Origin of the sequence: Phyllobacterium sp. 21LDTY02-6 (genome assembly GCF_023554255.2) — a bacterium.
GTDB lineage: Bacteria > Pseudomonadota > Alphaproteobacteria > Rhizobiales > Rhizobiaceae > Phyllobacterium.
On sequence record NZ_JAMJWD020000001.1, the window covers coordinates 269538 to 293959 of the forward strand.

27 protein-coding genes are annotated in these 24422 nt (G+C 61.3%); 11 read left to right on the plus strand and 16 right to left on the minus strand.

Annotation, left to right across the window (positions count from 1 at the left end; translation table 11 throughout):
- Positions 1-75: 75 nt before the first annotated feature.
- Entirely contained in the window at positions 76-258 is a 183-nt protein-coding gene (locus M8997_RS01270; RefSeq protein WP_250019610.1) for a DUF1059 domain-containing protein, read from the minus strand.
- Positions 259-458: 200 nt separating this feature from the next.
- Positions 459-1373 carry an oxygen-dependent coproporphyrinogen oxidase gene (gene hemF, locus M8997_RS01275; protein ID WP_250019611.1) on the minus strand — a complete coding sequence of 305 codons (915 nt, stop codon included), beginning with the start codon at positions 1371-1373 and terminating at the stop codon, positions 459-461.
- A gap of 155 nt (positions 1374-1528) precedes the next feature.
- Here hemF and M8997_RS01280 point away from each other — a divergent pair, with 155 nt between their 5' ends.
- Both M8997_RS01280 and M8997_RS01285 read left to right on the plus strand, forming a co-directional pair.
- Positions 1529-1801, plus strand: coding sequence for a hypothetical protein (locus M8997_RS01280; RefSeq protein WP_250019612.1), 273 nt, complete (start codon positions 1529-1531; stop codon positions 1799-1801).
- Positions 1802-2013: 212 nt separating this feature from the next.
- Positions 2014-3117, plus strand: a complete 1104-nt coding sequence (locus M8997_RS01285; protein ID WP_250019613.1) for an ABC transporter substrate-binding protein — start codon at positions 2014-2016, stop codon at positions 3115-3117.
- 55 nt (positions 3118-3172) lie between these two features.
- Here the strand turns inward: M8997_RS01285 and M8997_RS01290 are convergent, their stop codons facing one another.
- Complete coding sequence (locus M8997_RS01290; protein WP_371929471.1) at positions 3173-3640, minus strand: tRNA (cytidine(34)-2'-O)-methyltransferase; 468 nt, start codon at positions 3638-3640, stop codon at positions 3173-3175.
- Between the two features lie 339 nt (positions 3641-3979).
- Here M8997_RS01290 and M8997_RS01295 point away from each other — a divergent pair, with 339 nt between their 5' ends.
- From M8997_RS01295 to M8997_RS01320, 6 genes are all read left to right on the plus strand, one after another.
- On the plus strand, positions 3980-5830 hold the full coding sequence (locus M8997_RS01295; RefSeq protein ID WP_250019614.1) for an ABC transporter ATP-binding protein: 1851 nt from the start codon (positions 3980-3982) through the stop codon (positions 5828-5830).
- Positions 5831-5972: 142 nt separating this feature from the next.
- On the plus strand, positions 5973-7823 hold the full coding sequence (locus M8997_RS01300; protein ID WP_250019615.1) for an ABC transporter ATP-binding protein: 1851 nt from the start codon (positions 5973-5975) through the stop codon (positions 7821-7823).
- 185 nt (positions 7824-8008) lie between these two features.
- Positions 8009-8572, plus strand: coding sequence for a ubiquinol-cytochrome c reductase iron-sulfur subunit (petA, locus tag M8997_RS01305; RefSeq protein ID WP_250019616.1), 564 nt, complete (start codon positions 8009-8011; stop codon positions 8570-8572).
- A gap of 20 nt (positions 8573-8592) precedes the next feature.
- A complete protein-coding gene (locus tag M8997_RS01310; protein ID WP_250019617.1) occupies positions 8593-9891 on the plus strand; it encodes a cytochrome b N-terminal domain-containing protein in 1299 nt (432 codons plus the stop codon).
- Between the two features lie 20 nt (positions 9892-9911).
- The gene (locus M8997_RS01315; RefSeq protein WP_250019618.1) at positions 9912-10775 is read left to right on the plus strand and encodes a cytochrome c1; all 864 of its coding nucleotides are present in this window, start codon (positions 9912-9914) and stop codon (positions 10773-10775) included.
- 132 nt (positions 10776-10907) lie between these two features.
- On the plus strand, positions 10908-11453 hold the full coding sequence (locus M8997_RS01320) for an adenine phosphoribosyltransferase (RefSeq protein WP_250019619.1): 546 nt from the start codon (positions 10908-10910) through the stop codon (positions 11451-11453).
- Positions 11454-11488: 35 nt separating this feature from the next.
- Here M8997_RS01320 and M8997_RS01325 read toward each other — a convergent pair whose 3' ends face one another.
- The 11 genes from M8997_RS01325 to lgt form a co-directional block, all read right to left on the minus strand.
- Entirely contained in the window at positions 11489-11965 is a 477-nt protein-coding gene (locus M8997_RS01325; protein WP_250019620.1) for a MaoC family dehydratase, read from the minus strand.
- On the minus strand, positions 11965-12432 hold the full coding sequence (locus tag M8997_RS01330; RefSeq protein ID WP_250019621.1) for a MaoC family dehydratase: 468 nt from the start codon (positions 12430-12432) through the stop codon (positions 11965-11967). Before M8997_RS01330 ends, M8997_RS01325 begins: the two co-directional genes overlap by 1 nt.
- 110 nt (positions 12433-12542) lie before the next feature.
- Positions 12543-13646: a redox-regulated ATPase YchF gene (ychF, locus tag M8997_RS01335; protein WP_250019622.1), complete on the minus strand. Its 1104-nt coding sequence runs from the start codon at positions 13644-13646 to the stop codon at positions 12543-12545.
- 12 nt (positions 13647-13658) lie between these two features.
- On the minus strand, positions 13659-14369 hold the full coding sequence (gene pth / locus M8997_RS01340; protein WP_250019623.1) for an aminoacyl-tRNA hydrolase: 711 nt from the start codon (positions 14367-14369) through the stop codon (positions 13659-13661).
- 26 nt (positions 14370-14395) lie between these two features.
- Positions 14396-15034 carry a 50S ribosomal protein L25/general stress protein Ctc gene (locus M8997_RS01345; RefSeq protein WP_250019624.1) on the minus strand — a complete coding sequence of 213 codons (639 nt, stop codon included), beginning with the start codon at positions 15032-15034 and terminating at the stop codon, positions 14396-14398.
- Positions 15035-15240: 206 nt separating this feature from the next.
- Positions 15241-16173, minus strand: coding sequence for a ribose-phosphate pyrophosphokinase (locus M8997_RS01350; RefSeq protein WP_250019625.1), 933 nt, complete (start codon positions 16171-16173; stop codon positions 15241-15243).
- A gap of 145 nt (positions 16174-16318) precedes the next feature.
- Entirely contained in the window at positions 16319-16834 is a 516-nt protein-coding gene (locus tag M8997_RS01355) for a hypothetical protein (RefSeq protein ID WP_250019626.1), read from the minus strand.
- A gap of 142 nt (positions 16835-16976) precedes the next feature.
- The gene (locus M8997_RS01360) at positions 16977-18128 is read right to left on the minus strand and encodes a Xaa-Pro peptidase family protein (protein WP_250019627.1); all 1152 of its coding nucleotides are present in this window, start codon (positions 18126-18128) and stop codon (positions 16977-16979) included.
- Positions 18129-18133: 5 nt separating this feature from the next.
- Positions 18134-18919 (minus strand): peptidoglycan editing factor PgeF, encoded by a 786-nt coding sequence (gene pgeF / locus M8997_RS01365; RefSeq protein ID WP_250019628.1) that lies wholly within the window; start codon positions 18917-18919, stop codon positions 18134-18136.
- Positions 18920-18973: 54 nt separating this feature from the next.
- The gene (locus tag M8997_RS01370; protein WP_250019629.1) at positions 18974-20068 is read right to left on the minus strand and encodes a class I SAM-dependent methyltransferase; all 1095 of its coding nucleotides are present in this window, start codon (positions 20066-20068) and stop codon (positions 18974-18976) included.
- Positions 20065-20916, minus strand: a complete 852-nt coding sequence (gene lgt / locus M8997_RS01375) for a prolipoprotein diacylglyceryl transferase (RefSeq protein ID WP_250019630.1) — start codon at positions 20914-20916, stop codon at positions 20065-20067. Before lgt ends, M8997_RS01370 begins: the two co-directional genes overlap by 4 nt.
- Positions 20917-21157: 241 nt before the next feature.
- On the opposite strand from lgt, the gene M8997_RS01380 reads away from it, so the two are divergent.
- Positions 21158-21460, plus strand: a complete 303-nt coding sequence (locus M8997_RS01380; RefSeq protein WP_250019631.1) for an accessory factor UbiK family protein — start codon at positions 21158-21160, stop codon at positions 21458-21460.
- 22 nt (positions 21461-21482) lie between these two features.
- Here M8997_RS01380 and M8997_RS01385 read toward each other — a convergent pair whose 3' ends face one another.
- A complete protein-coding gene (locus M8997_RS01385; RefSeq protein WP_250019632.1) occupies positions 21483-21656 on the minus strand; it encodes a hypothetical protein in 174 nt (57 codons plus the stop codon).
- Positions 21657-22120: 464 nt separating this feature from the next.
- On the opposite strand from M8997_RS01385, the gene M8997_RS01390 reads away from it, so the two are divergent.
- The gene (locus M8997_RS01390; RefSeq protein ID WP_250019633.1) at positions 22121-22621 is read left to right on the plus strand and encodes a YbjN domain-containing protein; all 501 of its coding nucleotides are present in this window, start codon (positions 22121-22123) and stop codon (positions 22619-22621) included.
- A 12-nt stretch (positions 22622-22633) separates the two neighbouring features.
- Entirely contained in the window at positions 22634-22969 is a 336-nt protein-coding gene (locus tag M8997_RS01395) for a tRNA-binding protein (protein ID WP_250019634.1), read from the plus strand.
- Between the two features lie 25 nt (positions 22970-22994).
- On the opposite strand, the gene M8997_RS01400 is transcribed toward M8997_RS01395, so the two are convergent.
- On the minus strand, positions 22995-24290 hold the full coding sequence (locus M8997_RS01400; RefSeq protein WP_371929504.1) for an ATP-binding protein: 1296 nt from the start codon (positions 24288-24290) through the stop codon (positions 22995-22997).
- Between the last annotated feature and the right edge of the window lie 132 nt (positions 24291-24422).

Sequence of the window (24422 nt, forward strand, 5' to 3'; positions counted from 1 at the left end):
AGCAACCTGTTCGCAAATTGATTCCCGTAATGCGGGCAAATAGCTGTTTCGAAAGGCTTCTTGCCAGCCTTTAGTCTAGGCGGCCCTGCCTTTTTCCGGCTGGATATTGGCCTTGATGGTCTCCAGCATCTGCGGGCGGATTTCGGTTTCGCCATGGGTCTCGCGCAGATGTTCGCTGGCGCGCCGGATGATTTCAGCTTCGGTGTCGTGACGCGTATGCCACTGGCAACCGGGAACGATGCAATCGAGTTCTTTCACGGTTCTTCTCCCTTCGCTACGCGCGGACGCAGCCGCGCGCCGTTTCACAACGGTGCGGAGTATAACGCATGGAAGGCAGATTTGATCCCCCGAAGGTCGATCATGGCCATTTCCCCCGCGCGGCAGCGCCGCGCTCAGGGTAATTCACAACGCGGCACCGCCGCGCTCAGGGTCACTTACAATGCGGCATTGCCGCGTGATCAGGGCCATTTCACCGTGGGCGGCATCGACGACAGGATCGAATCGACATTGCCGCCGGTCTTGAGGCCGAAGATCGTGCCGCGATCGTAGAGCAGGTTGAACTCGACATAGCGTCCGCGCCGGATGAGCTGCTCCTGCCGCTCCTTGTCGGTCCAGTCCTGGTTGAAATTCTGCCGGACGAGATAGGGGTAGACCACCGAGAATGCACGGCCGACATCGCGGGTGAAATCGAAATCCGCGTCCCATCCGCCATTCTCGTCGGTGGAGCGAAGCCAGTCGTAGAAGATGCCGCCGGTGCCGCGGGGTTCCTTGCGGTGCGGCAGGTAGAAATACTCGTCGCACCAGTTCTTGAACTTGGCGTAGTCCGCAACGGCGGAATGCTTGTCGCAGACGAATTTCATCGCCTTGTGGAAGGCCATCGTGTCGGGGTCGTCCGCCGTGCGCTTGCGGTCGAGCACCGGCGTCAGGTCGGCGCCGCCGCCGAACCATTGCCGCGCGGTGACCACCATGCGCGTGTTCATATGGACTGCGGGCACGAACGGATTCTGCGGATGGGCGATGAGCGAGATGCCGGAGGCCCAGAATCGCGGATCCTCGTCGGCGCCGGGTATCTGCTTGCGGAACTCGGGCGAGAATTCGCCATGCACGGTCGATATGTGGACGCCGACCTTTTCGAAGACCCGGCCATTCATGATGGACATGGTGCCGCCGCCGCCATTGCCGCCTTCGCGCTGCCACGGCGTCCTGACGAAACGGCCGGCCGGCCGGTCGGAAAGCGGGCCCTCGAGCTCATCCTCCAGCGTTTCGAAACTGGCGCAGATCTTGTCGCGAAGTTCCTCGAACCAGGCCATCGCCGCAGCCTTCTTTTCCTCGAGGTTCGGCGGGAGTGTGGCGGGAATATCGGGACGTTCCATGGCAAAGAATCCTTGTTTTTGCGGACAATAGCACAAGAACTTCGCTCAAGAAGATCGCTCCGGCGGCAGCTTTGGTCCATGCACAAAAAATGACTCGTTTTCTCGCGCACCAGCACATAATCTAGTCCGCAGAGGGTTTGGTGAAGGATACGCCGATGGTTTCCAGAACACCCGGATCGCAATATCCGAAGCCTCCGCTTGACGGCCTGCGAAAGAGGCTGAAGGAGAGCCGCCAATCGGGTAGCGGCCAGCGCGGCGCCTTTGTCCGCGAGAGTTTCAAGCTGCCGCGCACGGCTGCTCGGGCCAAGGCGCGGGAATGGTTCGAGCAATATCCGAAGGCCGCCTACTGGACCGAGATCGAAAGCTGGTATGAGCGCCCGGGCGACATCATCGAATTCACGATGCGACGTTTGCCCAATGCGGATTGAAAATCGATGATTTCGCTTAAAAAACGGGCGATCTGCGCTCAAATCAGCGCAAAGATGCAGCATTTGTCGCTCAAGTCTTAAATATAATGGAGAATTCCGTCTGGTTTCGCTGATTTGGCAAACAATCTGGCTGACAGCCAGTATTAAAAACATTAGAACTTTCGCCAGCACCGGAGAACCTTCCGGACGCGCAAAAAAAATGGAGGACAAAAATGCGCTTATCCTTGATCTCGGGCGTGGCACTGGCTGCCGTCATGGCAATGACGTCGTTGGCGAAGGCCGATATCGTCGTCGGAATCATCGCTCCGGTTACGGGACCCGTCGCCGCCTATGGAACGCAGGTGAAGAACGGTGTCGAGAGCGCCGCCGAAGCGATCAATGCGGCCGGTGGCATCAAAGGCGAGAAGATCGTAACCAAGGTCTTCGACGATGCGGGTGAACCCAAGCAGGGCGTTTCCGTTGCCAACCAGGTGGTAGGCGAGGGCATCAAATACGTGGTCGGACCGGTGACTTCCGGTGTCGCCATGCCCGTTTCGGACGTCCTGGCGGAAAACGGCATCGTGATGGTAACGCCGACGGCGACCACGCCGGAGCTGACGACGCGCGGCCTCGAAACCATTTTCCGCACCTGCGGCCGCGACGACCAGCAGGCGGATGTCGCTGGCAAATATATCCTCGACAACTTCAAGGACAAGCGCATCGCCATCGTCTATGACAAGACGCCCTACGGCACCGGCATCGGCAATGGCCTCAAGGCAGTGCTGAACAAGGGCGGCGTGACGGAAGTCGTGTTCGAAGGCATCAATGCCGGCGAAAAGGACTATAGCGCGCTGGTTACCCGCCTGAAGTCGGAAAAGGCCGAGGTCATCTATTTCGGCGGTTACCATGCGGAAGGCGGTCTGATTGCGCGCCAGCTGCATGACCAGGGCATCAAGGCCCAGCTTATCGGCCCGGATGGCCTGTCCAATACCGAATACTGGGCCATCGGCGGCGATGCTGCAGCCGGTACGCTGTTCACCAACAGTGCCGACCCGACGAAGAACGAGGCTGCCTCGAAAGTGGTCGAGGCGCTTGCCGCCAAGAACATCCCGGCGGAAGCCTTCACGCTCAACGCCTATGCGGCCTTGCAGGTGATTGCCGGCGCCATGGAAAAGGCAGGCTCGACCGACGCAGCGGAAGTTGCCGCCAAGATCAAGTCGGGCGAAAAGTTCGCCACCGTTGCCGGAGAGCTCAGCTATTCCGAGACTGGCGACCTGACCTCGCCGACCTTCGCCTTCTACAAGTGGGAAGCAGGCAAGCCGGTCCAGCTCGACTGATCTGAAAACCGGTCACCAATGAATGAAGCCGCCGGCCGCAATGCCGGCGGCTTCATTATTGCTGCAGCTGCCGGATGGCTTCGCCGGTGGCCATCGCCGCCGAAACCGCGAGATTGAGCGAACGGGCACCCGCGACCATCGGAATGATGAGGCGCGCATCGGCGGCCGCATGGACGTTGTCGGGGACGCCGGCCGATTCGCGGCCGAGAAGCAATATGTCGCCGGCCTGGAAGCCGAAGGCGGTATAGGCAGTGGCGGCCCTGGTGGAAAAGAGCAGCAGTCGGCGCTTCTCGGCCTGCCTCCAGGCCTCGAAGGCTTGCCAATCGGCGTGGCGCCGCAGCGCCGCCTGTTCCAGATAGTCCATTCCGGCCCGTTTCAGCGAACGGTCGGAAATATCGAAGCCGGTGGGCTCGATCACGTCGACGCCGAGGCCAAGGCATGCGGCCATGCGCAGGATGGTTCCTGTATTGCCGGGAATATCGGGTTGATAGAGCGCGATGCGAATGTCGGGTGCCTGGACCACGATCAAACTCCCGGTTCGAATTCGACTAAGGGTGCAAAGAATGCCCCTCGCTTTTCGATCCTATTACCGGTATAGGGGGAGCACCGCAACAAGGCTGAGTTGGAGGTGTCGATGACAGATTTTTTCCGACTTCTTCCGATCCGGAGCGCCCGTCCCATGCGACAGGCTGCCGGAATAATCAGCGGCGTTGTCCCGGTTCAAGCCATCTAGCAGCTTTCCCGACATTACCGCTAAGCCCCGCGGCAATCGCACGTCCGGATCATCCTCGCAACGCGCATATGCGCCGGACCGGACTGCCCCGCAGGGCCCTTCTCTATTTGATTTCAAAGAGGTTTTAGAATGTTTCGCTGGTTTGAAAAGAGGCTGGAGCCTTTTCCCGTCGCCGATCCGAGCGAGCCGCCGAAGTCGCTGGTGGCCTTCTGCCTGCACTATACCAAGGGCGTCTGGGGCTGGCTCAGCGTCATGGCCGTCTGCACCGCCGCCATAGCCGTGCTGGAAGTGTCGATGTATGCCTTCATGGGCAATGTCGTCGACTGGCTTTCCAACCAGTCGCGCGAGACCTTCCTGGCGCAGGAAGGCTGGCGCCTGGCGCTGATCGCCGGCATCGTGCTCATCGTCATGCCGGGCGTCGTCCTGCTCGACTCGCTGGTGATCCACCAGACATTGCTGGTCAATTATCCGATGCGCATCCGCTGGATGGTGCATCGCTATGTCATCCGCCAGTCCATGACCTTCTTCCAGGACGAGTTTGCCGGACGCATTTCGACCAAGCTCATGCAGACGTCGCTGGCCGTGCGCGAAACGGTGATGAAACTGCTGGACGTCCTCAACTACGTCATCGTCTATTTCACCGGCACGCTGCTCATCGCGGCGGCGGCGGATCTGCGGCTCATGCTGCCGTTCCTGCTGTGGCTCGCCGCCTATATCGGCCTGATGCGGTATTTCATTCCGCGGCTGCAGGTCGTTTCCAAGCAGCAGGCGGATGCGCGCTCGACCATGACCGGGCGCATCGTCGACAGCTATACGAATATCGCCACCGTGAAGCTGTTCTCGCATTCGCGCCGCGAGGAATCCTATGCCAGGGAGGGCATGGATGACTTCCTGCGCGTCGGCTATGCGCAGATGCGCATGGTTACGGGCTTCCATGTCAGCCTCTATGTCATCAACTGCCTGCTACTGTTCTCGGTCGCCTCCATCGCCATCTGGCTCTGGCTGGGCGCATCGATCAGCGTCGGCGCCGTCGCGGTCGGCATCGGCCTGGTGCTGCGGCTCAACGGCATGTCGCAATGGATCATGTGGGAAATGTCGGCGCTGTTCGAGAATATCGGTACGGTGGAAGACGGCATTACCTCCATATCCTTGCCGCGCCTCGTCTCCGACGAGCAGAATGCCCCGGCGCTGAAGGTGACGAGCGGCGAGATACGCTTCGACAATATCCGCTTCCATTATGGCAAGGGCGGCGGGATCATCGACGATCTGTCGCTGGCGATCCGCCCCGGCGAGAAGATCGGCCTTGTCGGCCGGTCGGGCGCGGGCAAGTCGACGCTCGTCAATCTGCTGCTGCGCTTCTACGATCTCGAAGGCGGCCGCATCCTTATCGACGGGCAGGACATCTCGAAGGTGAGCCAGGATTCGCTGCGCGAAAACATCGGCATGATCACGCAGGATACCTCGCTGCTGCACCGCTCGATCAGGGACAATGTCCTTTATGGCAAGCCCGCCGCCTCCGAGGAGGAGATGCTGCGTGCGGTGGCCAATGCGCAGGCCGACGGCTTCATCGAACTCGCGACCGATCCGAAGGGCCGGCGCGGCTTCGATGCGCATGTCGGCGAGAGGGGCGTCAAGCTTTCCGGCGGACAGCGCCAGCGCATAGCCATCGCCCGGGTCATGCTGAAGGACGCTCCGATCCTGATCATGGACGAGGCGACCTCGGCGCTCGATTCGGAGGTCGAGGCCGCCATCCAGGACAATCTCTACAGGCTGATGCAGGGCAAGACCGTCATTGCCATCGCGCATCGGCTGTCGACGATTGCCGCCCTCGACCGGCTCGTGGTGATGGAGAAGGGGCAGATCGTCGAAAGCGGCACCCATGAGGAACTGATCGCGGCGGGCGGCATCTATGCCGGCCTGTGGTCGCGGCAATCCGGCGGCTTCCTCGGCCTCGACGACGACAAGGCGGCTGCCGAATAGGCCGCTTGCCAAAGCCGGATTGGCCCGAACTTTGATTTGACGGCCGGACTGCCTTGGATGAAGGTGGTCCGGCCGATTTCCTTTGCGCCCCGCCAGAATTTCCGTTCGAAACCATTAGAAACCCCCGGTCGAAACAATTGATATGAAATATATTTTTGCATTGTTCGAAAACTGGATCGATCCCTATGCCGCGGCGCCTTCGCAGCAGGTGCCGACCCGTACGCTGGCCTTCATGTGGTCCTATGTGCGCCAGCAGAAATTCGTTTTCCTGGCGATGCTCATCTGCAGCGGCTTCATCGCCCTGTTCGAGGCAAGCTTGTTCTGGTTCGTCGGCCAGCTCGTCGACATTCTCGCCGCCACGGACCGCGCCGCCGGCTGGAACGGCCTGATCGAAACGCACGGACCGACGCTGCTCTTCATGTTCCTGGCGATATTCGTCGGCCGCACGCTGGCGCTTTCGCTCGCCGCGCTCGTCGAGGAACAGGCGATCGTGCCCGGCTTCAACAATCTGGTGCGCTGGCAGGCACATCGCGTCGTATCGGGGCAGAGTCTTGCATTCTTCCAGAACGATTTCGCCGGCCGCATCGTCAGCAAGGTCTGGTCGACCGGCCAGGCGCTCGGCGATTTCATGATCACCCTGCTGCAGGCGGTGTGGTTCAGCCTGATCTATTGCGCGACGACGATCGGGCTTGTCGGCCAGCTCGACTGGCGGCTGGGCGGCGTCATCGTCGTCTGGCTCGGCATATTCGGGCTGAATGCACGCTATTTCCTGCCGCGCATAAGGCAGGCGGCGAAGGAGACGGCCGAGACGAGCTCGCTCGCGACCGGGCAGCTCGTCGATGGCTACAGCAACATCCAGACGCTGAAACTCTTCGGCACGGCGAGCCGCGACGACGCCTATCTGAAGCGCGGCATGGACAAATGGCTCGAGGCCGTATCGACGCTGACGCGCGGCCTCACCGGCATCCGCATGTCGCTGGCGCTGACGAGCGGCGCGATGATCAGCGTCGTCGCCATCGTCTCGATCGATCTCTGGCTCGATGCGGAAATATCGTCGGGGGAGGTGGCATTCACGCTCGGTCTCGTCCTCAGATTGAGCATGCTGCTGAATCGCATGATGGCGAACCTCAACGGCCTGCTGCGCAATTACGGCACGGTGCAGAATTCCATGGAGCTGCTCGCGCGGCCGGTGAAGGTGACCGACAGGCCCGGCGCAACGGAGCTGGAGGTGACGTCCGGGGAGATCGAGTTCGCCAATGTCGACTTCAATTACGGCCAGGGCGCCGATGTCATCCGCAATTTCAACCTGACCATCCGGGCGGGCGAGAAGGTGGGGCTCGTCGGCCGATCCGGCGTCGGAAAGTCGACGCTGGTCAATTTGCTCCTGCGCTTCTACGACATCGATGGCGGGGCGATCCGCATCGATGGCCGCAATATCGCCGATGTGACGCAGAACTCCCTGAGGCGGCATATCGGCGTCGTCACGCAGGATACGTCGCTGCTGCATCGCTCGATCCGCGACAATATCATCTACGGCAAGCCCGACGCTTCCGAAGCCGAACTGGCGGATGCCGTGCGCCAGGCCCATGCCGACGGCTTCATCGCCGAACTGGTGGACCAGCGCGGCCGCCGCGGCTTCGATGCGCAGGTGGGCGAAAGGGGCGTCAAGCTCTCCGGCGGCCAGCGCCAGCGCATTGCCATCGCCCGCGTCATGCTGAAGAACGCGCCGATCCTGGTGCTCGACGAGGCGACGTCGGCGCTCGATTCCGATGTCGAGGCGGCGATCCAGGAAAGTCTCTATGCGCTGATGCGCGGCAAGACCGTGATCGCCATCGCCCACCGGCTTTCCACCATCGCGGCGCTGGACCGGCTGGTGGTCATCGACCAGGGCCGGATCGTGGAAGCGGGCACGCATGAGGAACTGCTTGCCGCCGGCGGTATTTATGCTGCGCTGTGGCATCGCCAATCCGGTGGATTCATCGGCAATGAATGACAGCAACTTGTCCCTGCGACATCCTGCCCACATGGCGCTGTCAGGCTGGACAAGCTCATGCGACACGCTTAGAAACCGTCCAATGTGTGGGGGATTCCGCATGGTTCATGCCATGAGCCTGTCTGGTGTTATTCTGACGGCGCGGACCCTCTCCCTACGTAGTTATTCGGAAAGGAACAGGCCCCGTGAGCGCACACGATACCACCGAGCCTACACGGCGTGACTTCCTCTATATAGCGACAGGTATGGCCGGTGCGGTCGGTGCAGGCGCTTTTGCCTGGCCCTTTATCGATCAGATGCGCCCCGATGCCTCGACGCTGGCAGTCTCGTCGATCGAAGTTGATGTTTCGGCTCTGACCCCCGGCATGTCGCTGACAGTGAAGTGGCGCGGCAAGCCGATTTTCATCCGCAACCGCACGCCGAAGGAAATCGAGGACGCGAAAGCGGTCAATATCAGCGAATTGAAGGATCCGGTGGCGCGCAATTCCAATCTGGCCACCGACGCCCAGGCAACCGACGATGATCGCATCGCCGCCAAGGGCAAGGAAAACTGGCTGGTCATGGTCGGCGTATGCACCCATCTCGGCTGCATCCCGCTCGGCCAGCAGGGGGATTTCGGTGGCTGGTTCTGCCCATGCCACGGTTCGCACTACGATACGGCCGGACGCATCCGCAAGGGCCCTGCGCCGGAGAACCTGCCTGTTCCGCCGCTTACATTCATTTCCGATACCGTCATCAGAATCGGTTAAGGTTTCAGGGGAGACACGATATGAGCGGTGGACATTCATCCTATACGCCCAACACCGGCATCGAAAAATGGATTGACGCCCGGCTGCCTTTGCCGCGTCTGGTCTATGATTCATTTGTGGCCTATCCGGTTCCGCGCAATCTGAACTATGCCTATGCCTTTGGCGGCATCCTGGCGATCATGCTCGTTGCGCAGATCCTGACCGGCGTCGTGCTGGCCATGCACTATGCGGCCGAGACCGGCCTGGCGTTCAATTCGGTCGAGAAGATCATGCGGGACGTCAATTCCGGCTGGCTGCTGCGCTATCTGCACGCCAATGGCGCGTCGATGTTCTTCCTCGCCGTCTATGTCCACATCTTCCGTGGGCTCTATTACGGCTCCTACAAGGCGCCGCGCGAGCTGCTGTGGATCCTCGGCGTGATCATCCTGCTCCTGATGATGGCGACCGCCTTCATGGGCTATGTCCTGCCCTGGGGCCAGATGTCCTTCTGGGGCGCGACCGTCATCACCGGCTTCTTCACCGCCTTCCCGATCATCGGCGAGCCCATCCAGCAATTGCTGCTCGGCGGCTTCGCGGTGGACAATCCGACGCTCAACCGCTTCTTCTCGCTGCATTACCTGCTGCCGTTCATGATCGCCGGCGTCGTGGTGCTGCACGTGTGGGCGCTGCATGTGACCGGCCAGACGAACCCGACCGGCATCGAGGTCAAGTCCAAGACCGACACGGTTGCTTTCACCCCCTATGCCACGGTGAAGGATGCTTTCGGCCTGGTGCTGTTCTTCATCGTCTTCGCCTATTTCGTCTTCTACATGCCGAATTTCCTCGGCCATCCGGACAATTACATCCCGGCCGACTCGCTGAAGACGCCGGCGCATATCGTTCCCGAATGGTACTTCCTGCCGTTCTACGCGATGCTCCGCGCCATCACCTTCAACATCGGGCCGATCGACTCCAAGCTTGGCGGCGTCCTGACGATGTTCGGCTCGATCGCCATCCTCTTCATCGTGCCCTGGCTTGACACGTCGAAGGTCCGCTCCGCGGTCTACCGGCCCTGGTACCGGCTCTTCTTCTGGCTCTTCGTGATCGATGCCATCCTGCTCGGCTGGCTGGGTTCGCGTCCTGCGGAAGGCCTCTACACGGTGTTCTCGCAGATCGGCACCGCCTACTATTTCGGCTTCTTCCTCATCCTCATGCCGCTCCTCGGCCTGATCGAGACGCCGCGCCGCCTGCCGAACTCCATAACGGAGGCCGTGCTGGAAAAGACCAAGAATGGTGGCCAGCCCGTTGGCGTGGCCGCGGCACCGGAAACAAAAGGCTGAGAATCGTGAAGGACATGGTCATGAAGAAAATCCTGCTCGGTCTTGCTGCTGCCGGTCTCGGAACAATGCTTGCCTTCGGTGGCGTCAATGCCGCCGAGGAAGCCCACAATGCCGCCGAGCCAACGCATTTCCCGATCAAGAAGCCGGAAGAGCTCAACTGGACCTTTGCGGGGCCATTCGGCTATTACGACAAGCAGCAGCTGCAGCGCGGCCTGAAGATCTACAAGGAAGTCTGCTCGGCCTGCCATTCGCTCAACCTCGTTGCATTCCGCTCGCTCGAGGAACTCGGCTATTCGGAAGCCCAGGTGAAAGCCTTTGCCGCCGAATATGAAGTGCCGGATGCGCCCAATGCCGATGGCGAGATCGTCAACCGCAAGGCTATTCCTGCCGATCACTTCCCGTCGCCCTATCCGAACGCCCAGGCCGCAGCTGCGGCCAATGGTGGCGCTGCCCCGCCCGACCTTTCGCTGATCGCCAAGGCGCGCTCGGTCGAACGCGGCTTCCCGCGCTTCATCTTCGATATTGCCACGCAGTATCAGGAAGGCGGCCCGGATTACATCCACGCCCTGCTGACCGGCTTCGGCGAGACGCCGCCGGAAGGCATGCAGATTCCGGAAGGCACGCATTACAACCCCTATTTCATCGCCGCCAAGTCGCTGGCGATGGCCCAGCCGCTGCAGGACGGGCAGGTCACCTATGATGACGGCACGCCGCAGACCCTGGCGCAATATTCGCAGGATATCGCCGCTTTCCTGATGTGGACGGCCGAGCCGCATCTCGAGGACCGCAAGAAGACCGGTTTCCGCGCGATGATCTTCCTCGTCCTGTTTGCGGGTTTGATCTATGTCGCCAAGCGCCGGATCTGGTCTGACGTTCCGCACTGATCCCCGGCGGATCGAAGGTTTGGGAAAGGGCGCGCAGCGCCCTTTTCTTTTGCGTGTGTGGCCAGTTAAGGTTCAGGGCCAAAATTCCGGACCAGCCTGGGTCGGGAAAGTCGAAGATCGCGAGGACGACAGATGGATTCATCTTTGAAGCAGACACTGATCGATTCCATCCGGAACATACCGGACTATCCGAAGCCCGGGGTCATGTTCCGTGACATCACCACCTTGCTCGGCAATGCGCGCGCCTTCCGGCGTGCGGTCGATGAGCTCGTGCATCCCTATGCGGGTGGCAAGGTCGACAAGGTCGCCGGCATCGAGGCGCGCGGCTTCATCATCGGCGGCGCCATGGCGCACCAGCTCTCGTCGGGCTTCGTTCCGATCCGCAAGAAGGGCAAGCTGCCGCACGATACGGTGCGCATCGCCTATAGTCTCGAATATGGTGTCGACGAGATGGAGATGCACCGCGACGCCATCGTCCCGGGCGAGCGCGTCATCCTCGTCGACGATCTTATCGCCACGGGCGGCACGGCTGAGGCCGCGGTGAAGCTGCTGCAGCAGATGGGCGCCGACATTGCCGCGGCTTGTTTCATCATCGACCTGCCGGAACTGGGCGGCCGCAGGAAGCTGGAGGCGCTTGGCGTGCCGGTGCGGACGCTGGTCGAGTTCGAGGGGCACTAGAGCGGCCAGCAGGGCCGATCAGCGCTGTAAACGCCTCAGGAGGCGGACGGAAGCGCGATGAGTGCCGCGCTGTCGAACTCCATGACCCTGTCGCCGTTCTGATTATAGGCGGCGGACGACATCTGCATCATCTGCCAGCCGGGCCGCGATTTCAGCGCGCGCAATTCGCGGATCGTGCGGGTGAAGCGGATCGTATCGCCGACATAGACCGGCTTCAGCCATTTGAGATTCTGGAAGCCCGGGGAGGGGCCGAATTGCGGTGGGGTCTTTCCCGCCTTGTGCCAGGCCCTGGCAAGCGCGGTCATGTTGGCGACGTTCAAGCGCATCCATATGGCGGTCGTATGCCAGCCCGAGGCGCACAGCGCGCCGAAATTGCTGTGCCGCGCCGCTTCGGGATCGACATGGAAGCGCTGCGGGTCATATTTCGTGGCAAAGGCGACGATTTCCTCGGCGGTGAACAGATGGCTGCCAAGATCGATCTCGACGCCCAGCAGTTCCTCGATATCCGTCATCACGACTGCACCTCCCGCAACGAGAACATCGCCACGTGCTGGATCTCGCAAACCAGCGTACCGTCCTGCTTGACCATTTCATGGCGCAGGGTCACGAACCCCAGCGAGGGCTTCGACTTCGATACGCGCCGGTCCAGGACGAAGGTGGTGCCGGTCAGGCGGTCGCCGGCAAGGACGGGCGCCCGCCATTTCACATGCTCGATGCCGGGGGCGCCCTGCGAGGTGGAATCGAGAAGATAGGCGTCGCACATCATGCGCATGAAGATGCAGACCGTGTGCCAGCCCGAGGCTGCAAGCCCGCCCAGGATGCTGGCCTTGCCGGCCGCCTCGTCGAGGTGGAACGGCTGCGGATCGAACTGCGACGCGAACTCGATGATTTCGTCCGCGTCCACCTGCTTTGAGCCGAGGGATAATTGCCGGCCTATGGTGAAATCCTCATAGGCGTATCGGGGCGTAGCGGTGGTCATCGGCACCTCGCATGCTTGGACGGTCTCGCGCGTCGCGCTTACTCCTTTTTAGGCGATCCCGGCGGAAAAGCCAGTGCGGCTTCGCCCTCCGGTACAGTGCGGCTTCGCTCTTACGTATTGAAGCGGAAGAGCATGATGTCGCCGTCCTGGACGACATATTCCTTGCCTTCGTCACGCGCCTTGCCGGCTTCCTTCGCCGCCGTTTCGCCGCCCAGCGTCACGTAATCATTATAGGCGATGGTCTGCGCCCGGATGAAGCCGCGCTCGAAATCCGTATGGATCACGCCGGCCGCCTGCGGCGCCTTGGAACCGCGTTCGACGGTCCAGGCGCGCGCTTCCTTCGGACCGACGGTGAAGTAGGTGATGAGGTGCAGCAGCTTGTAGCCGGCCCGTATGAGGCGGTCGAGGCCGGGTTCCTCGAGGTTCATCGCGTCGAGATATTCCTTTGCCTCGTCCTCGGGCAATTGCGCCACTTCCGCCTCGATGGCGGCGGAGATGACCACCGTTTCGGCGCCCTGGGCGGTCGCCATTTTCGCGACGGCTTCCGTATGGGAATTGCCCGTCGCCGCATCGTCTTCCGCGACGTTGCAGACGTAGAGCACGGGCTTCGACGTGAGGAGGTTCAAGCCCTTCAGGATAGCAAGGTCCTCGGCGGCGATGCCGTCCAGCATGAAGCGGACGGGACGGCCTTCCTGCAGCAGCGCGAGCGCGCGCTCCATGACGGGAAGGACGGTCAGCGCCTCCTTGTCCTTGCTGGTGGCGCGCTTGCGGAACTGGGCCGCGCGGCGTTCCAGGCTTTCCAGATCGGCCAGCATCAGCTCTGTCTCGACGGTCTCGGCATCCGAAACCGGATCGATCCGGCCCTCGACATGGGTGATATCATCATCCTCGAAGCAGCGCAGGACATGAACCACGGCGTCCACCTCACGGATATTGGCGAGGAACTGGTTGCCGAGGCCTTCGCCCTTGGAAGCGCCGCGCACGAGGCCGGCAATATCGACGAAGCTGATGCGCGTCGGCACGATATTGGCGGATTTGCCGATCCTGGCGATCTCCTGGAGCCGCGGGTCCGGCACGGCCACTTCGCCGGTATTGGGCTCGATGGTGCAGAATGGGTAATTGGCTGCCTGGGCGGCAGCCGTTTTCGTCAAGGCATTGAAAAGCGTCGATTTGCCGACATTGGGCAAGCCAACGATGCCGCATTTGAAACCCATAATGTGCGATCCTTATTCTTTCTTGCCGAAGAGCTTGTTCAGCATGTCGGCCATGGGGCCGGACGTGGGAAGGTTGGGGGCGGGGCGGTTCTGCCGCGCCTGCCGGATATGGCTTTGGCCGGTGGATTTTGCAACCGGCTTTTCGGTGCTTCCGCCCTTGGCCGTGGCGAGCGAAACACGATTCATGAAGCCTGCGTCATCGCCCTTGACCAGGAGGCCGGCATGGTCGGCGATAGCCTGCAGCATCGGCTCGAGCCAGTCGGCATCGGATTTGGCGAAATTGCCGAGGACGTGATGCGTCACCATCTCCTTGACGCCGGGATGGCCGATGCCGAGGCGGACGCGGCGATATTCCTTGCCGCAATGGGCGTCGATGGACCTGATGCCATTGTGCCCGCCGGCGCCGCCGCCCGTCTTCACCCGCATCTTGCCTTCCGGCAGGTCGAGTTCGTCATAGATGACGACGAGATCGGCCGGAGCGAGCTTGTAGAAGCGCATTGCCTCGCCAACAGCCTGGCCGGAAAGGTTCATGAATGTCTGCGGCTTGATGAGTATGGCCTTTTCGCCATCGATCGTTCCGTCGCACAGGAGTGCCTGAAACTTCTTCACCCAGGGTGAAAAGCCATGGCGGCGGTGAATCTCATCCGCCGCCATGAAGCCGATATTATGCCTGTTATGGGCATATTGAGAGCCCGGATTGCCAAGACCTGCAATGAGCAGCACGTGACGAGGCTCCCTTGACCAGGCGATTATTCGCCGTCTTTTGCTTCGGTCTCATCGCCCTCGGCAGCAGCTTCGGTCGTCTCTTCCTCTGCAGGCAGGACAGCCGGGGCCGCGATGGTGGCAATGGTGAAGTCACGATCCTGGATGACCGGCGTCACGCCCTTTGGCAGGGGCACGGACGAGATATGGATCGAATCGCCGATGACCTTGCCGGTCAGGTCGATTTCGATCGCATCCGGGATGGCATTGGCCGGAACGTGCAGCTCGACATCGTGACGAACGATGTTCAGAACGCCGCCGCGCTTGATGCCAGGTGCGAGTTCTTCATTGATGAAGTGGATCGGCACATGAACATTGACGACCGACTTTGCCGATACGCGCAGGAAGTCGACATGCAGCGGCTTGTCGCTGACCGGATCGAGCTGGTAATCCTTCGGCAGTGCCTGGATCGTCTTGCCGTCAAGAACGATGTTGGCAATGGTGGTTTTGAAACCGCCGCCGTGAATCTTGTAATACAGCGTCTTGTAGTCGAGGGTGATGGAGATCGGCGCCTGCTTGTCACCATAGATGACTGCCGGCACTTTACCGTTGCGGCGAATGTCCCGGGCGGACCCCTTACCGACCCGTTCGCGCGCCTCGGCCTTGAGCTCGTATGCTTCGCTCATGGCATTTCCTTTCGAGGTTCAAATCTGGAGTGTTCTCTGACGCCAACGGCACCCAAAAAACATGATGCGGCCATGCCCTTCCCGCGGGAAGAGCGACCGCAACATTCCGCGTTGCCTCCAAGGGTGTCTACGCGGATGGCGGCTCTATAGCGGAAAGCGCCGGCATGTGCAAGTTGCACGCGGCCCTCGGGCCGCTGCGGCTGCGATCAATCGAAAAGGCTGGAAACGGATTCTTCCGACGCCGTTCTCGCCACGGCTTCGCCGATGAGGTCGGAGATGGTGAGGACGCGGATATTATGCGCTGCCTCGATGGCCGGGGTCGGCTGGATCGAGTCGGTGATGACGAGTTCCTTGAGCTTGGAGCCCGTGATGCGGGCGACCGCGCCACCGGAAAGGACGCCATGGGTGATATAGGCGGTGACGCTCGTCGCGCCTTTCGCCAGAAGCGCTTCAGCGGCGTTGCACAGGGTTCCGCCGGAATCGACGATATCGTCAAAAAGCAGGCAGTCCTTGCCGGAAACCTCGCCGATGACGTTCATGACTTCCGATTCGCCCGGCCGGTCGCGGCGCTTGTCGACGATGGCGAGCTGCGCGTCTATGCGCTTGGCAAGCGAGCGTGCACGGACGACGCCGCCGACATCGGGCGAGACGACCATGACATTGGACGTGCCGTAGCGGGCGCGCACGTCCCGCGCGATCACCGGTACCGCATAGAGATTATCGGTCGGGATGTCGAAGAAGCCCTGGATCTGGCCGGCATGGAGATCGAGCGTCAGCACGCGGTTGGCGCCGGCTTCGGTGATGAGATTGGCGACGAGCTTGGCCGAGATCGGCGTGCGCGGCCCGGGTTTGCGGTCCTGCCGCGCATAGCCGAAATAGGGAAGCACGGCGGTGATGCGCTTGGCCGACGAGCGGCGGAACGCGTCGATCATGATGAGAAGTTCCATCAGATGATCGTTCGCCGGATAGGAAGTGGACTGCATGACGAATACGTCTTCGCCGCGAACGTTTTCCTGAATCTCGACGAATATCTCCTGATCGGCGAAGCGCCGGACACTGGCCTTGCCGAGTGGAATGTTGAGATATTTGGCGACTGATTCAGCGAGAACGCGATTGGAATTGCCCGCGAAGAGTTTCATGCCGTATTTTCCTCACGTCTTTTTCAGAGCGTCAGCCAAGGGAAGGATATGGCGGGCCTTTTACTGCGACTGACGGACAATGCAAGCGCGGTGCCGTGATTCATGTGGGATTCAGTGAAGTAAACTGCCGGAACGCGTAAATATGTCACGTCTTCGGGGTGGAAATCCAGCTCATATAGCCGTCGATTGCCTTGTCCGCGATGCCCTCCATCGTCGCGGCCGGTACGCTGCTCCATGGATCGGCACCGCCGCCAGCCACTTTTTCCTGGCCCTGGATGCGGTGCAGGCGGGTACCGGCGGGATCGAGAACGTCCCAGACATAGATGATCGTCGTCTGGTTGCCATCGGCCAGCGCGGAGAAATAGCCCTTCATGATGTGGGTATTGTCATTATCGCTGGCGGTGCCGAGCGTGATGCCCCTGGACTTGGCCAGCGCGGACAGGCGCTGCGAAAGTGGCGTGGCCGCGGCGATGGGCGCGCCGACGATAGGCGCGAATCGCAGTTTTGCCGTTTGCGCCACCCCGGGCGAAGCGGGAGCGGCCGGCTGGCCCGGCGCAGCGGTTGTTGGCCCAGTGGTTGCCGGTGCTGGCGCCTGCGCCGGGTCGGTAGTCGGCGTGGCGGCGTTCTGCGTCGGCGGCAGGTCCGCCTTGGTTACTCCCATGGGAGATTCTGAACTGTTGCAGGCGGAAAGTCCGATGGCTGCCGACAGTGCGGCGGCGCTAATCAACGCATAGCGGAACTTCATCTTCACTCAAACCCCAAGACGACCCAGTGGTCAGCTGCATAGCCATGAGACAAGAGTTTTATTTGACGATTAAGTCAAGTCCCAGGCGAGAAAGCGGCTGGGCAGCGCCATTTGTCGTCAGGTAGGTCCTGCCGAGAGTCATCGCGCTCTGGCTGTCGGAATCCATGATGATCATATGGGCGAACAGCGTCATGTCGGGCTGGATGGGCTCGGGATTGCCCGAATAGAACATCGGCATGTCCATCCATGACGGCGTGAACCGCGCTCCGACCGAATAGCCGCACGCATTCAGCCGATGCCGCGTCAGGTCATGGGCTTCCATGACCTTCGAATGCGCCTCGAACACGTCGCCGAAGGTCGAATCGGGGGTGAGGGCGGTTTCCACCGCTTCCAGCGCCTCGCGGGCCGCGTCATAGAGTTCCTGATGGCGTTTCGAAACCTTGCCGGTCAGGATCGTGCGCATCATGGGCGCATGGTAATGGCGATATACGCCCGACCATTCGAGCGTCAGCTGGTCGTTCTTGGTCAGTTTGCGCCGCCCCGCCTTGTAGCGGCAGAGCAAGGCATCGTCGCCGGAACCGATGATGAACTCGTTGGCGGGATAATCGCCGCCGCCGGAGAAGATCGCCGAATGCATGGCGGCGAGAATGGCGCCTTCGTCGGCTCCGGCCTTGACGAGCTTCAGCGCTGCCTCCAGCGCTTCGTCGCCGAGCGCCGCCGCCTTCTTGCTGAAGGCTATTTCGGCGGGGCTCTTCAACAGGCGAAGCCTGTCGACGAGGCCGGAAGCATCGACCAGTTGCCCGAAGGCCGCCAACTGCTCGTCCAGCTTGCGCCCATTGGCGGCGGTCAGTCCATGCGTCTGGTATTCGATGCCGATCCGGCAGCCGAGAAGATCGAGATCGTTGAGAAGCTCGCGCAGGTCCGCCGCCGGATTGGCATTGTCGCGGTCGGCCCAGACGACGATGTTTTCGATATTGGAGGTGTGGCGGGCCTGCCGGAGATCCGCCGACCGCGTCATCAGGACATTGCTGCCGTCCGCCTTGACCACCAGGCACTGGAAAAAGCAGAAGCCGAAAGTGTCATAGCCGGTGAGCCAATACATGCTTTCCTGCGAGAACAGCAGCATGGCATCCAGTTTCTGCTCCGTCATGACCATCATGAGGCGGTCGCGGCGCGCGCTGAATTCTTCCGGTTCGAAATGAAGCGCCATGATGTCTACTCCGTAATCGTGATTGCCGAAATCTGGCGGCCATAGTCGGGTTCGTTGCGGTGGGTCGTGCGGCGATAGGAGAAGAACCGATCCTCATCCGCATAGGTGCAAAGCCGCAGCGCGGAAGCGTTGACGCCGGTCCCTTCCAGCCTGTGAAGAATGAAACTCCACAGATCGAACATGAAACGATCACTGCGGCTGCCATCGCGAAAGAAACTCGTATATTTCCTGTCGGTTCCGGCGAACTGGTCGTAAAATTCCTGCCCGACCTCATAATTTTCGGGGCCGATCGTCGGTCCGAGCACGGCTTCGATGCGCTCGCGCCTGGCCCCGAGGGCAATCATCGCTTCGACGGTATTTTCCAGCACACCTGAAATCGCGCCGCGCCAGCCGGCATGGGCAGCGCCGATCACCCTGGCGTCGGGATCGGCGAAAAGGATCGGGCCGCAATCGGCCGACAGCGAGCCGATGACGATGCCGGGCGTCGCGGTGACCATGGCGTCCGCCTTCGGGCGCTCGCCATCGAAGGGGGCATCGACGGTGATGACGTCGGGCGAATGCACCTGATGCACCGTCACGAGATGCGACAGCGGCGCCCGAAGCGCCTGCGCCACGCGGCGCCGGTTCTCGGCCACCCTGGCCGGTTCGTCCTTCGAGCCGCTGCCGACATTGAGCCCACGATAGATCCCGTCCGAAACGCCGCCCTGGCGCGTGAAGAAACCATGCTCGATTCCCTGCCGTCCGGCCGGTGCCAGCTGGGGAGAACGGATCGGTTCGGGAGTGTCTGTCATGGTCGCACCGGCTGCTTCAAAGGTTGCGGATGGTGGTCGAGCTATGGCGCGAAGTCAATTGCGGTCTCGCGCCAGATTGAAGGGAAAGGTGGTGGTGGCGGCGTCGGTCACGCACAATAGCTTGAAGAGATGTCCCATCTGGTCGGGGCCGGCAAGCCGTTCGACGTCGGCGCGAATCTGCTCCTGATAATCTGTGGATTTATCCCGGCCAAGCGCGCCGGCGCGATCGAGAAGCCCCATCGCCAGCAGGAAATCGCCCTGGGTCATTGTCGCCGTCCGGCATTGCTCCGCATTTGCCGCCTGCACAAGTGCATGGAAGTCCACATGGGTGGTGACATCCGCCTCGCCCGGCGTATCGAGAACATCGACATGATCGTGGCTGCGCAGCGCCTGCAGCGTGTCGCCGAAGCCGGCCTGCAAATGGCCGTAGTCGACCAGCAGCGCGGCGCCGCGGCTCCGGCCTATGCGGGAGGCGATTTCGCGCATCAGGGCGACGCGCTGCGGCGATATCTCGAATATGGTGCCTTCCGCCGCAAGGGCATGCCCAGCCGGCAGCAAACCGGCATCCAACGTGCCGGTGCCGGCGATGAAGTGCAACCGGTCGTCATCGTCCGCAACCAGAAGGCGCTCGACGAAATGGCCCCGGTGTTTCACATATTGCCGGGTGGGGATGGCGTCGAACAGTTCGTTGGCGACGAGGATCAATGGCAGCCGGCTCGTCGTATCGAGCTGTGTGCGCCATTCGATGGCCAGAGGATGGTGCGCGAGCTTGCGGCGCTGCAACTCGGCCAGCCTGTCGCTGAGCTCCACCATGTGGATGCGGGCGGCGGCGCAGAAGGCCGGCGAGAGCCTGGCGACGGTGCGCAACAGATCGTCCATCAGCGTGCCGCGGCCGGGGCCCATCTCGCACAGGACGAAGGAAGAGGGCGAGCCCATCTCCTGCCAGGCATTGATGCACCAGGCGCCGAGCAGTTCGCCGAACATCTGGCTGACTTCCGGCGCCGTTATGAAGTCTCCTTCGGCCCCGAATGGCTCCCTCGTCGTGTAGTAGCCATCCTTCGGGTCGAAAAGGCATAGCGCCATATAGTCGGCGACGCTGATAGGGCCGTTCAGCCTTATCTGCCGCACTATGCGCTGCTTGAGGCTCATCGTCCCGTCGGGGTCTCGGGGTTGCGCGCGGACAGGACGAAGCCGATGCCGACCAGCACCATGGGGATCGAAAGGATCATTCCCATCGTCAGCCAGCCGCCATAGAGATAGCCGAGCTGCGCATCCGGTTCCCTGAAGAACTCCACGAAAATCCGCGATACGCCGTAAAGCGCAACGAATGTGCCGCTGATGAAGCGCGGGCTCTTCAATTTGCGGCCAAAGAAGATGAAAAGCGCGAGAATCGTGAACAGAACGATGCCTTCGAGGGCCGCTTCATAGAGCTGGCTCGGATGCCGCGGCATCGGGCCGCCCGTCGGGAATACGATGCCCCACCACACATCCGTCGGCCGCCCCCACAATTCGCTGTTGATGAAATTGGCGACGCGGACGAGCCCAAGCCCGACGGGCACGCCGGCGGCTATCGTATCGAGCATGCTCGACACGTTGATCCTCCTGGCGCGAGCGAAGAGCACCATTGCAAGAATGGTGCCGAGCATGCCGCCGTGGAAGGACATGCCGCCTTCCCACACCTTGAAGATGTCGAGCGGCTGGGCGAGATAGCGCTGGAAGTCGTAGAACAGTATGTAGCCGATGCGCCCGCCGAGGACGACGCCGAGCGCGGCCCACAGGACGAAATCGTCGAGATCGGTCGGCTTCATCGGCGGTGTATTGTTGGCCCAGAGGCGAGGCTGGCTGACAAGCTTCTTGGCATACCACCAGGCGAAGAGGATGCCGACGACATAGCCGAGCCCGTACCAATGCACCGACAATGGTCCGATACTGAAGATGACCGGATCGATATTGGGAAAGGCAATGGCCGAGAAGGTCGGCAACAGGACTTCGTTCACAACGCACTCCGGATAGATTTGCACATCGGCGCGGACCATGCGCGAGGGCTTGTTGGCCGTCAAGCCACAGCCCGGGTAAGTTTTGCCGGAGCGCCGCCTTGCCTCGAGCGACGGAACCTTTGCAGGCCCCGCAAATTGTAGGGGTCCAGGGGCTGTGTCATAATGATCGTATTCGCACGGGCAGCTTCCAATCGAATGGGTTTTCCTTTATTCGCTTGGGCAATCAGAGAGGTATCAGCCAATGACCAATGGATCGAACCGCGTTCTTGATGAACTGGCCAAACTCGTGACCGACGCCGCCGGCGCTGCCCAGGGCGTGCGCAAGGAAGTGGAAACGGCGTTCCGGGGACAGGCGGAACGCCTTCTCAACACGATGGACGTCGTCCAGCGCGAGGATTTCGAGGCCGTGCGGGAAATGGCGATCCGGGCGAGGGCCGAGAACACTGCGCTGCTCGCGCGGATCGAAGCATTGGAAGCCCTGGTGGGCAAGACGCCAGCGGAAAAACCCGTAAAGCCCGCTGGCACGAGAGCCAGGAAGTCCTGATCCTGGCCGATCGAGAAGTTGCTCAGGCCTGATTGTCTTCAGCGAGGTCTTCCTCGCCAGCCGCCAGGGCCGCTTCCTCGGTCTCGAAGGGCCCTACCTTCGGGCCTTCTTCATCATCTATGGTGATGGTGTAGTACCATTTTCCGTCATCATTCTTCTGCATTGCCCGTATTGTGGTTTCAGCTTCGTCGGCCATGATTCCGGTCCTTTGATAGGGTTGGTCTGTGGTACGCGCCGACTTTAGCGGCGGTTCTTATCGCCGATATGACGGGCGCCGCATCGGCAGGTGCAAGAATAATCGGCCCGCGGGCCCTTCCATCTTCTTTCCCCAAAAATAAATCGCAAGTCTTTATCAACAGGGACCGAGCGCCGAAAAGCCTTTGCATAGAGTCATTTAAAGGCAGCTTGTGAATCTTTTTCAGAACTTCTGTCCACATGCATTCCGCTCAAATCGCCGAAAGGGGACTGGCGCTGGGACTCAGCATCAATACACTGAAATTACAGCATGATTCGTGGCAGCGATCATGCCGCGGCCAGAATAAGCGGGCCGCAATCCGGCGGGTGCGTTCTTCCTGCTGGAGAGTTTCAAGCGTTGACGGTGTGCTGGGTGCGCCTCCTCTGGTGGCGTTTTACGATATTCGATTGAGCAGGGAATGGGCGATGAGCCTTCTGGAAATAGAGATTGCGAGAGACTTACACCCGGTGGACGTAATCGAGCATGTCGCCCTCACGAATGAGTGGGCGTTCGAACGGACTGGAGAAGACGAGATTGCCATCACCGTCGAGGGGAACTGGACCGATTACCAGATTTCCTTTTCCTGGATGGAGGATTTCGAGGCTCTTCACCTGGCCTGCGCCTTCGATATCGCCGTCAGCGAACCGCGCGTCAACGAGGTGCAGCGGCTGCTGTCGCTCATCAACGAACAGCTGCTGATGGGGCACTTCGATCTGTGGCGGCAGGAAGGCGCGATCATGTATCGGCAATCGCTGCTGCTCTCCGGCGGCGTAGAGCCGACGGGCAAGCAGGTGGAGGTGCTGCTGGCAAGCGCGCTCGATGCCTGCGAGACATATTTCCAGGCGTTTCAGTTCGTCGTCTGGTCCGGCTCGACCGCGCGGGAATCGCTCGACAGCATCCTGTTCGAGACGATCGGTTCTGCCTGACGGATTGCGGCCATGACGATAAGTTTTGCGGATTTTGAAAAGGTCGATATCCGGGTCGGCACGATCATCGAAGCTGAGCCTTTCCCGGAAGCGCGCAAGCCCGCCTTCAAGCTCAAAATCGATTTCGGCGGCGAGATCGGCGTCAAAAAATCATCCGCCCAGATCACGAAGCGGCACACGATCGAGGAACTCGTCGGGACGCAGGTGATGGCGGTGGTCAACTTTCCACCGCGGCAGATCGGCCCCTTCATGTCCGAGGTGCTGACGCTCGGCTTCCCGGACGAAAACGGCGATGTCGTTCTTGCCGCCATAAGCCGCCCCGTCCCCAATGGCGGCCGGCTTTTCTAGCCGCCCGCTTCTAATATCGTCGGCATCAGGCCGGGATGCGGATGATGGCGCGCAGGCCCTTTTTCGGGCTTTCATCCAGAATGATGTCCCCGCCATGGCTGCGCGCTATATCGAGCGCGATCGCAAGCCCGAGCCCCGTGCCGCTCGAATCCTGATTGCGCGCCTCGTCGAGGCGGAAAAACGGCTTGAACACTTCCTCGCGCATTTCCTTCGGTATCCCCGGCCCGTCATCATCGATGGTTATCGTCAGCCATCCATCGCGGTGGTCCGCCAGTACATAGACGTTCTTGGCGTAGCGGAACGAGTTCGACACGAGGTTCGACACCAGCCGTGAAAACGCGTTGGGGCGAACCTGGATTTCGGCAGGGCCGCGTATGGTCGATGTAAAGCCGCGGCCGAGCAGATTGCCTTCCTCCTTCAGCTTGGCGAAAACGCGGTCGAGATTGACCGTCCCGGTTTCCTCCTCGGCCTCGCTGCGGGCAAAGGCGAGATAGCCCTCGAGCATGGACTGCATGTCCTCGACGTCCTGTTCCATGGCGGCCGTATCGAGCCTGTTGCTGACGAGTGCGAGCTGAAGCTTGAAGCGCGTCAATATGGTCCGCAGATCATGGCTGACGCCGCTGAGCATGGTGGTGCGCTGCTCGATTTGCCGCTCGATCCGCTCACGCATGACGATGAATGCCGCGCCGGCGCGGCGAACTTCCTCCGCTCCGCGCGGCTTGAAATTGGGCGGCGCCGGCCGTCCCTTGCCGAAACTGTCGGCAGCGGCGGCAAGCTGCTGGATCGGCTTGATCTGGTTTCGCAGGAAGAGAATGGCGATCGCGAGAAGAACCAGCGCCGAACCGGCCATCCATACCAGGAATATCAGCGTGTTGGAGGCATAGGCCTGGCTGCGGCGGGCGAAGACGCGCAGCACCTTGTCCTCGAGCTGGATACGGATTTCGACGAGATCCGAGTCGCCGACCGTATCGATCCAGAACGGCCGGTTGATCTGGCGGGTTATCTCCTCGCTCAGGATGCTGTCGAGGATGGAGAAGAACGGCTTGGGACCCGGAGCGGGCAGGGGATCGAGCGGGAGGATCGAAATGTTCAAGGCCAGCCGTTCGCGTGAAATCCGGATGAGGTTCTCATGACCGGGGTCCTGAGGAAATGTGTCCATCAGGTCGATGATGCCGGAAATGTCGCGCACGACTGCCGTCGAAAGCCGCTGGGTGACGGTCTGCCAATGGCGTTCCATGAACACGAAAGCGATGAGCGACTGGAGCAGCACCATCGGCGCGATGATGATGATAAGCGAGCGGGCATAGAGCCGCTTGGGCATCCAGCGCGCGAGCCAGCGGGTAAATTTCCGCCATGGCCCGAACAGCGTGCTTCGCTTGCGGCGCCAATGGCGTTTTCGGACCGCGAGCGCGCGGCCCGCAGTGTCGCGTGATGCCATATCGGTGTCCGCTCG

Excerpts from the sequence above, each read along its gene's own strand:
- M8997_RS01390 (WP_250019633.1), top strand. The coding sequence starts at position 22,121 with ATGAGCCTTCTGGAAATAGAGATTGCGAGAGACTTACACCCGGTGGAC.
- M8997_RS01370 (WP_250019629.1), bottom strand. The coding sequence starts at position 20,068 with ATGAGCCTCAAGCAGCGCATAGTGCGGCAGATAAGGCTGAACGGCCCT.
- ychF (WP_250019622.1), bottom strand. The coding sequence starts at position 13,646 with ATGGGTTTCAAATGCGGCATCGTTGGCTTGCCCAATGTCGGCAAATCG.
- pgeF (WP_250019628.1), bottom strand. The coding sequence starts at position 18,919 with ATGACAGACACTCCCGAACCGATCCGTTCTCCCCAGCTGGCACCGGCC.
- M8997_RS01345 (WP_250019624.1), bottom strand. The coding sequence starts at position 15,034 with ATGAGCGAAGCATACGAGCTCAAGGCCGAGGCGCGCGAACGGGTCGGT.
- M8997_RS01400 (WP_371929504.1), bottom strand. The coding sequence starts at position 24,290 with ATGCCCAAGCGGCTCTATGCCCGCTCGCTTATCATCATCATCGCGCCG.
- hemF (WP_250019611.1), bottom strand. The coding sequence starts at position 1,373 with ATGGAACGTCCCGATATTCCCGCCACACTCCCGCCGAACCTCGAGGAA.
- M8997_RS01295 (WP_250019614.1), top strand. The coding sequence starts at position 3,980 with ATGTTTCGCTGGTTTGAAAAGAGGCTGGAGCCTTTTCCCGTCGCCGAT.
- M8997_RS01395 (WP_250019634.1), top strand. The coding sequence starts at position 22,634 with ATGACGATAAGTTTTGCGGATTTTGAAAAGGTCGATATCCGGGTCGGC.
- M8997_RS01310 (WP_250019617.1), top strand. The coding sequence starts at position 8,593 with ATGAGCGGTGGACATTCATCCTATACGCCCAACACCGGCATCGAAAAA.
- M8997_RS01355 (WP_250019626.1), bottom strand. The coding sequence starts at position 16,834 with ATGGGAGTAACCAAGGCGGACCTGCCGCCGACGCAGAACGCCGCCACG.
- M8997_RS01285 (WP_250019613.1), top strand. The coding sequence starts at position 2,014 with ATGCGCTTATCCTTGATCTCGGGCGTGGCACTGGCTGCCGTCATGGCA.
- M8997_RS01280 (WP_250019612.1), top strand. The coding sequence starts at position 1,529 with ATGGTTTCCAGAACACCCGGATCGCAATATCCGAAGCCTCCGCTTGAC.
- M8997_RS01380 (WP_250019631.1), top strand. The coding sequence starts at position 21,158 with ATGACCAATGGATCGAACCGCGTTCTTGATGAACTGGCCAAACTCGTG.
- M8997_RS01325 (WP_250019620.1), bottom strand. The coding sequence starts at position 11,965 with ATGACGGATATCGAGGAACTGCTGGGCGTCGAGATCGATCTTGGCAGC.
- M8997_RS01385 (WP_250019632.1), bottom strand. The coding sequence starts at position 21,656 with ATGGCCGACGAAGCTGAAACCACAATACGGGCAATGCAGAAGAATGAT.
- M8997_RS01315 (WP_250019618.1), top strand. The coding sequence starts at position 9,912 with ATGAAGAAAATCCTGCTCGGTCTTGCTGCTGCCGGTCTCGGAACAATG.
- M8997_RS01320 (WP_250019619.1), top strand. The coding sequence starts at position 10,908 with ATGGATTCATCTTTGAAGCAGACACTGATCGATTCCATCCGGAACATA.
- M8997_RS01350 (WP_250019625.1), bottom strand. The coding sequence starts at position 16,173 with ATGAAACTCTTCGCGGGCAATTCCAATCGCGTTCTCGCTGAATCAGTC.
- M8997_RS01300 (WP_250019615.1), top strand. The coding sequence starts at position 5,973 with ATGAAATATATTTTTGCATTGTTCGAAAACTGGATCGATCCCTATGCC.
- M8997_RS01360 (WP_250019627.1), bottom strand. The coding sequence starts at position 18,128 with ATGGCGCTTCATTTCGAACCGGAAGAATTCAGCGCGCGCCGCGACCGC.
- M8997_RS01330 (WP_250019621.1), bottom strand. The coding sequence starts at position 12,432 with ATGACCACCGCTACGCCCCGATACGCCTATGAGGATTTCACCATAGGC.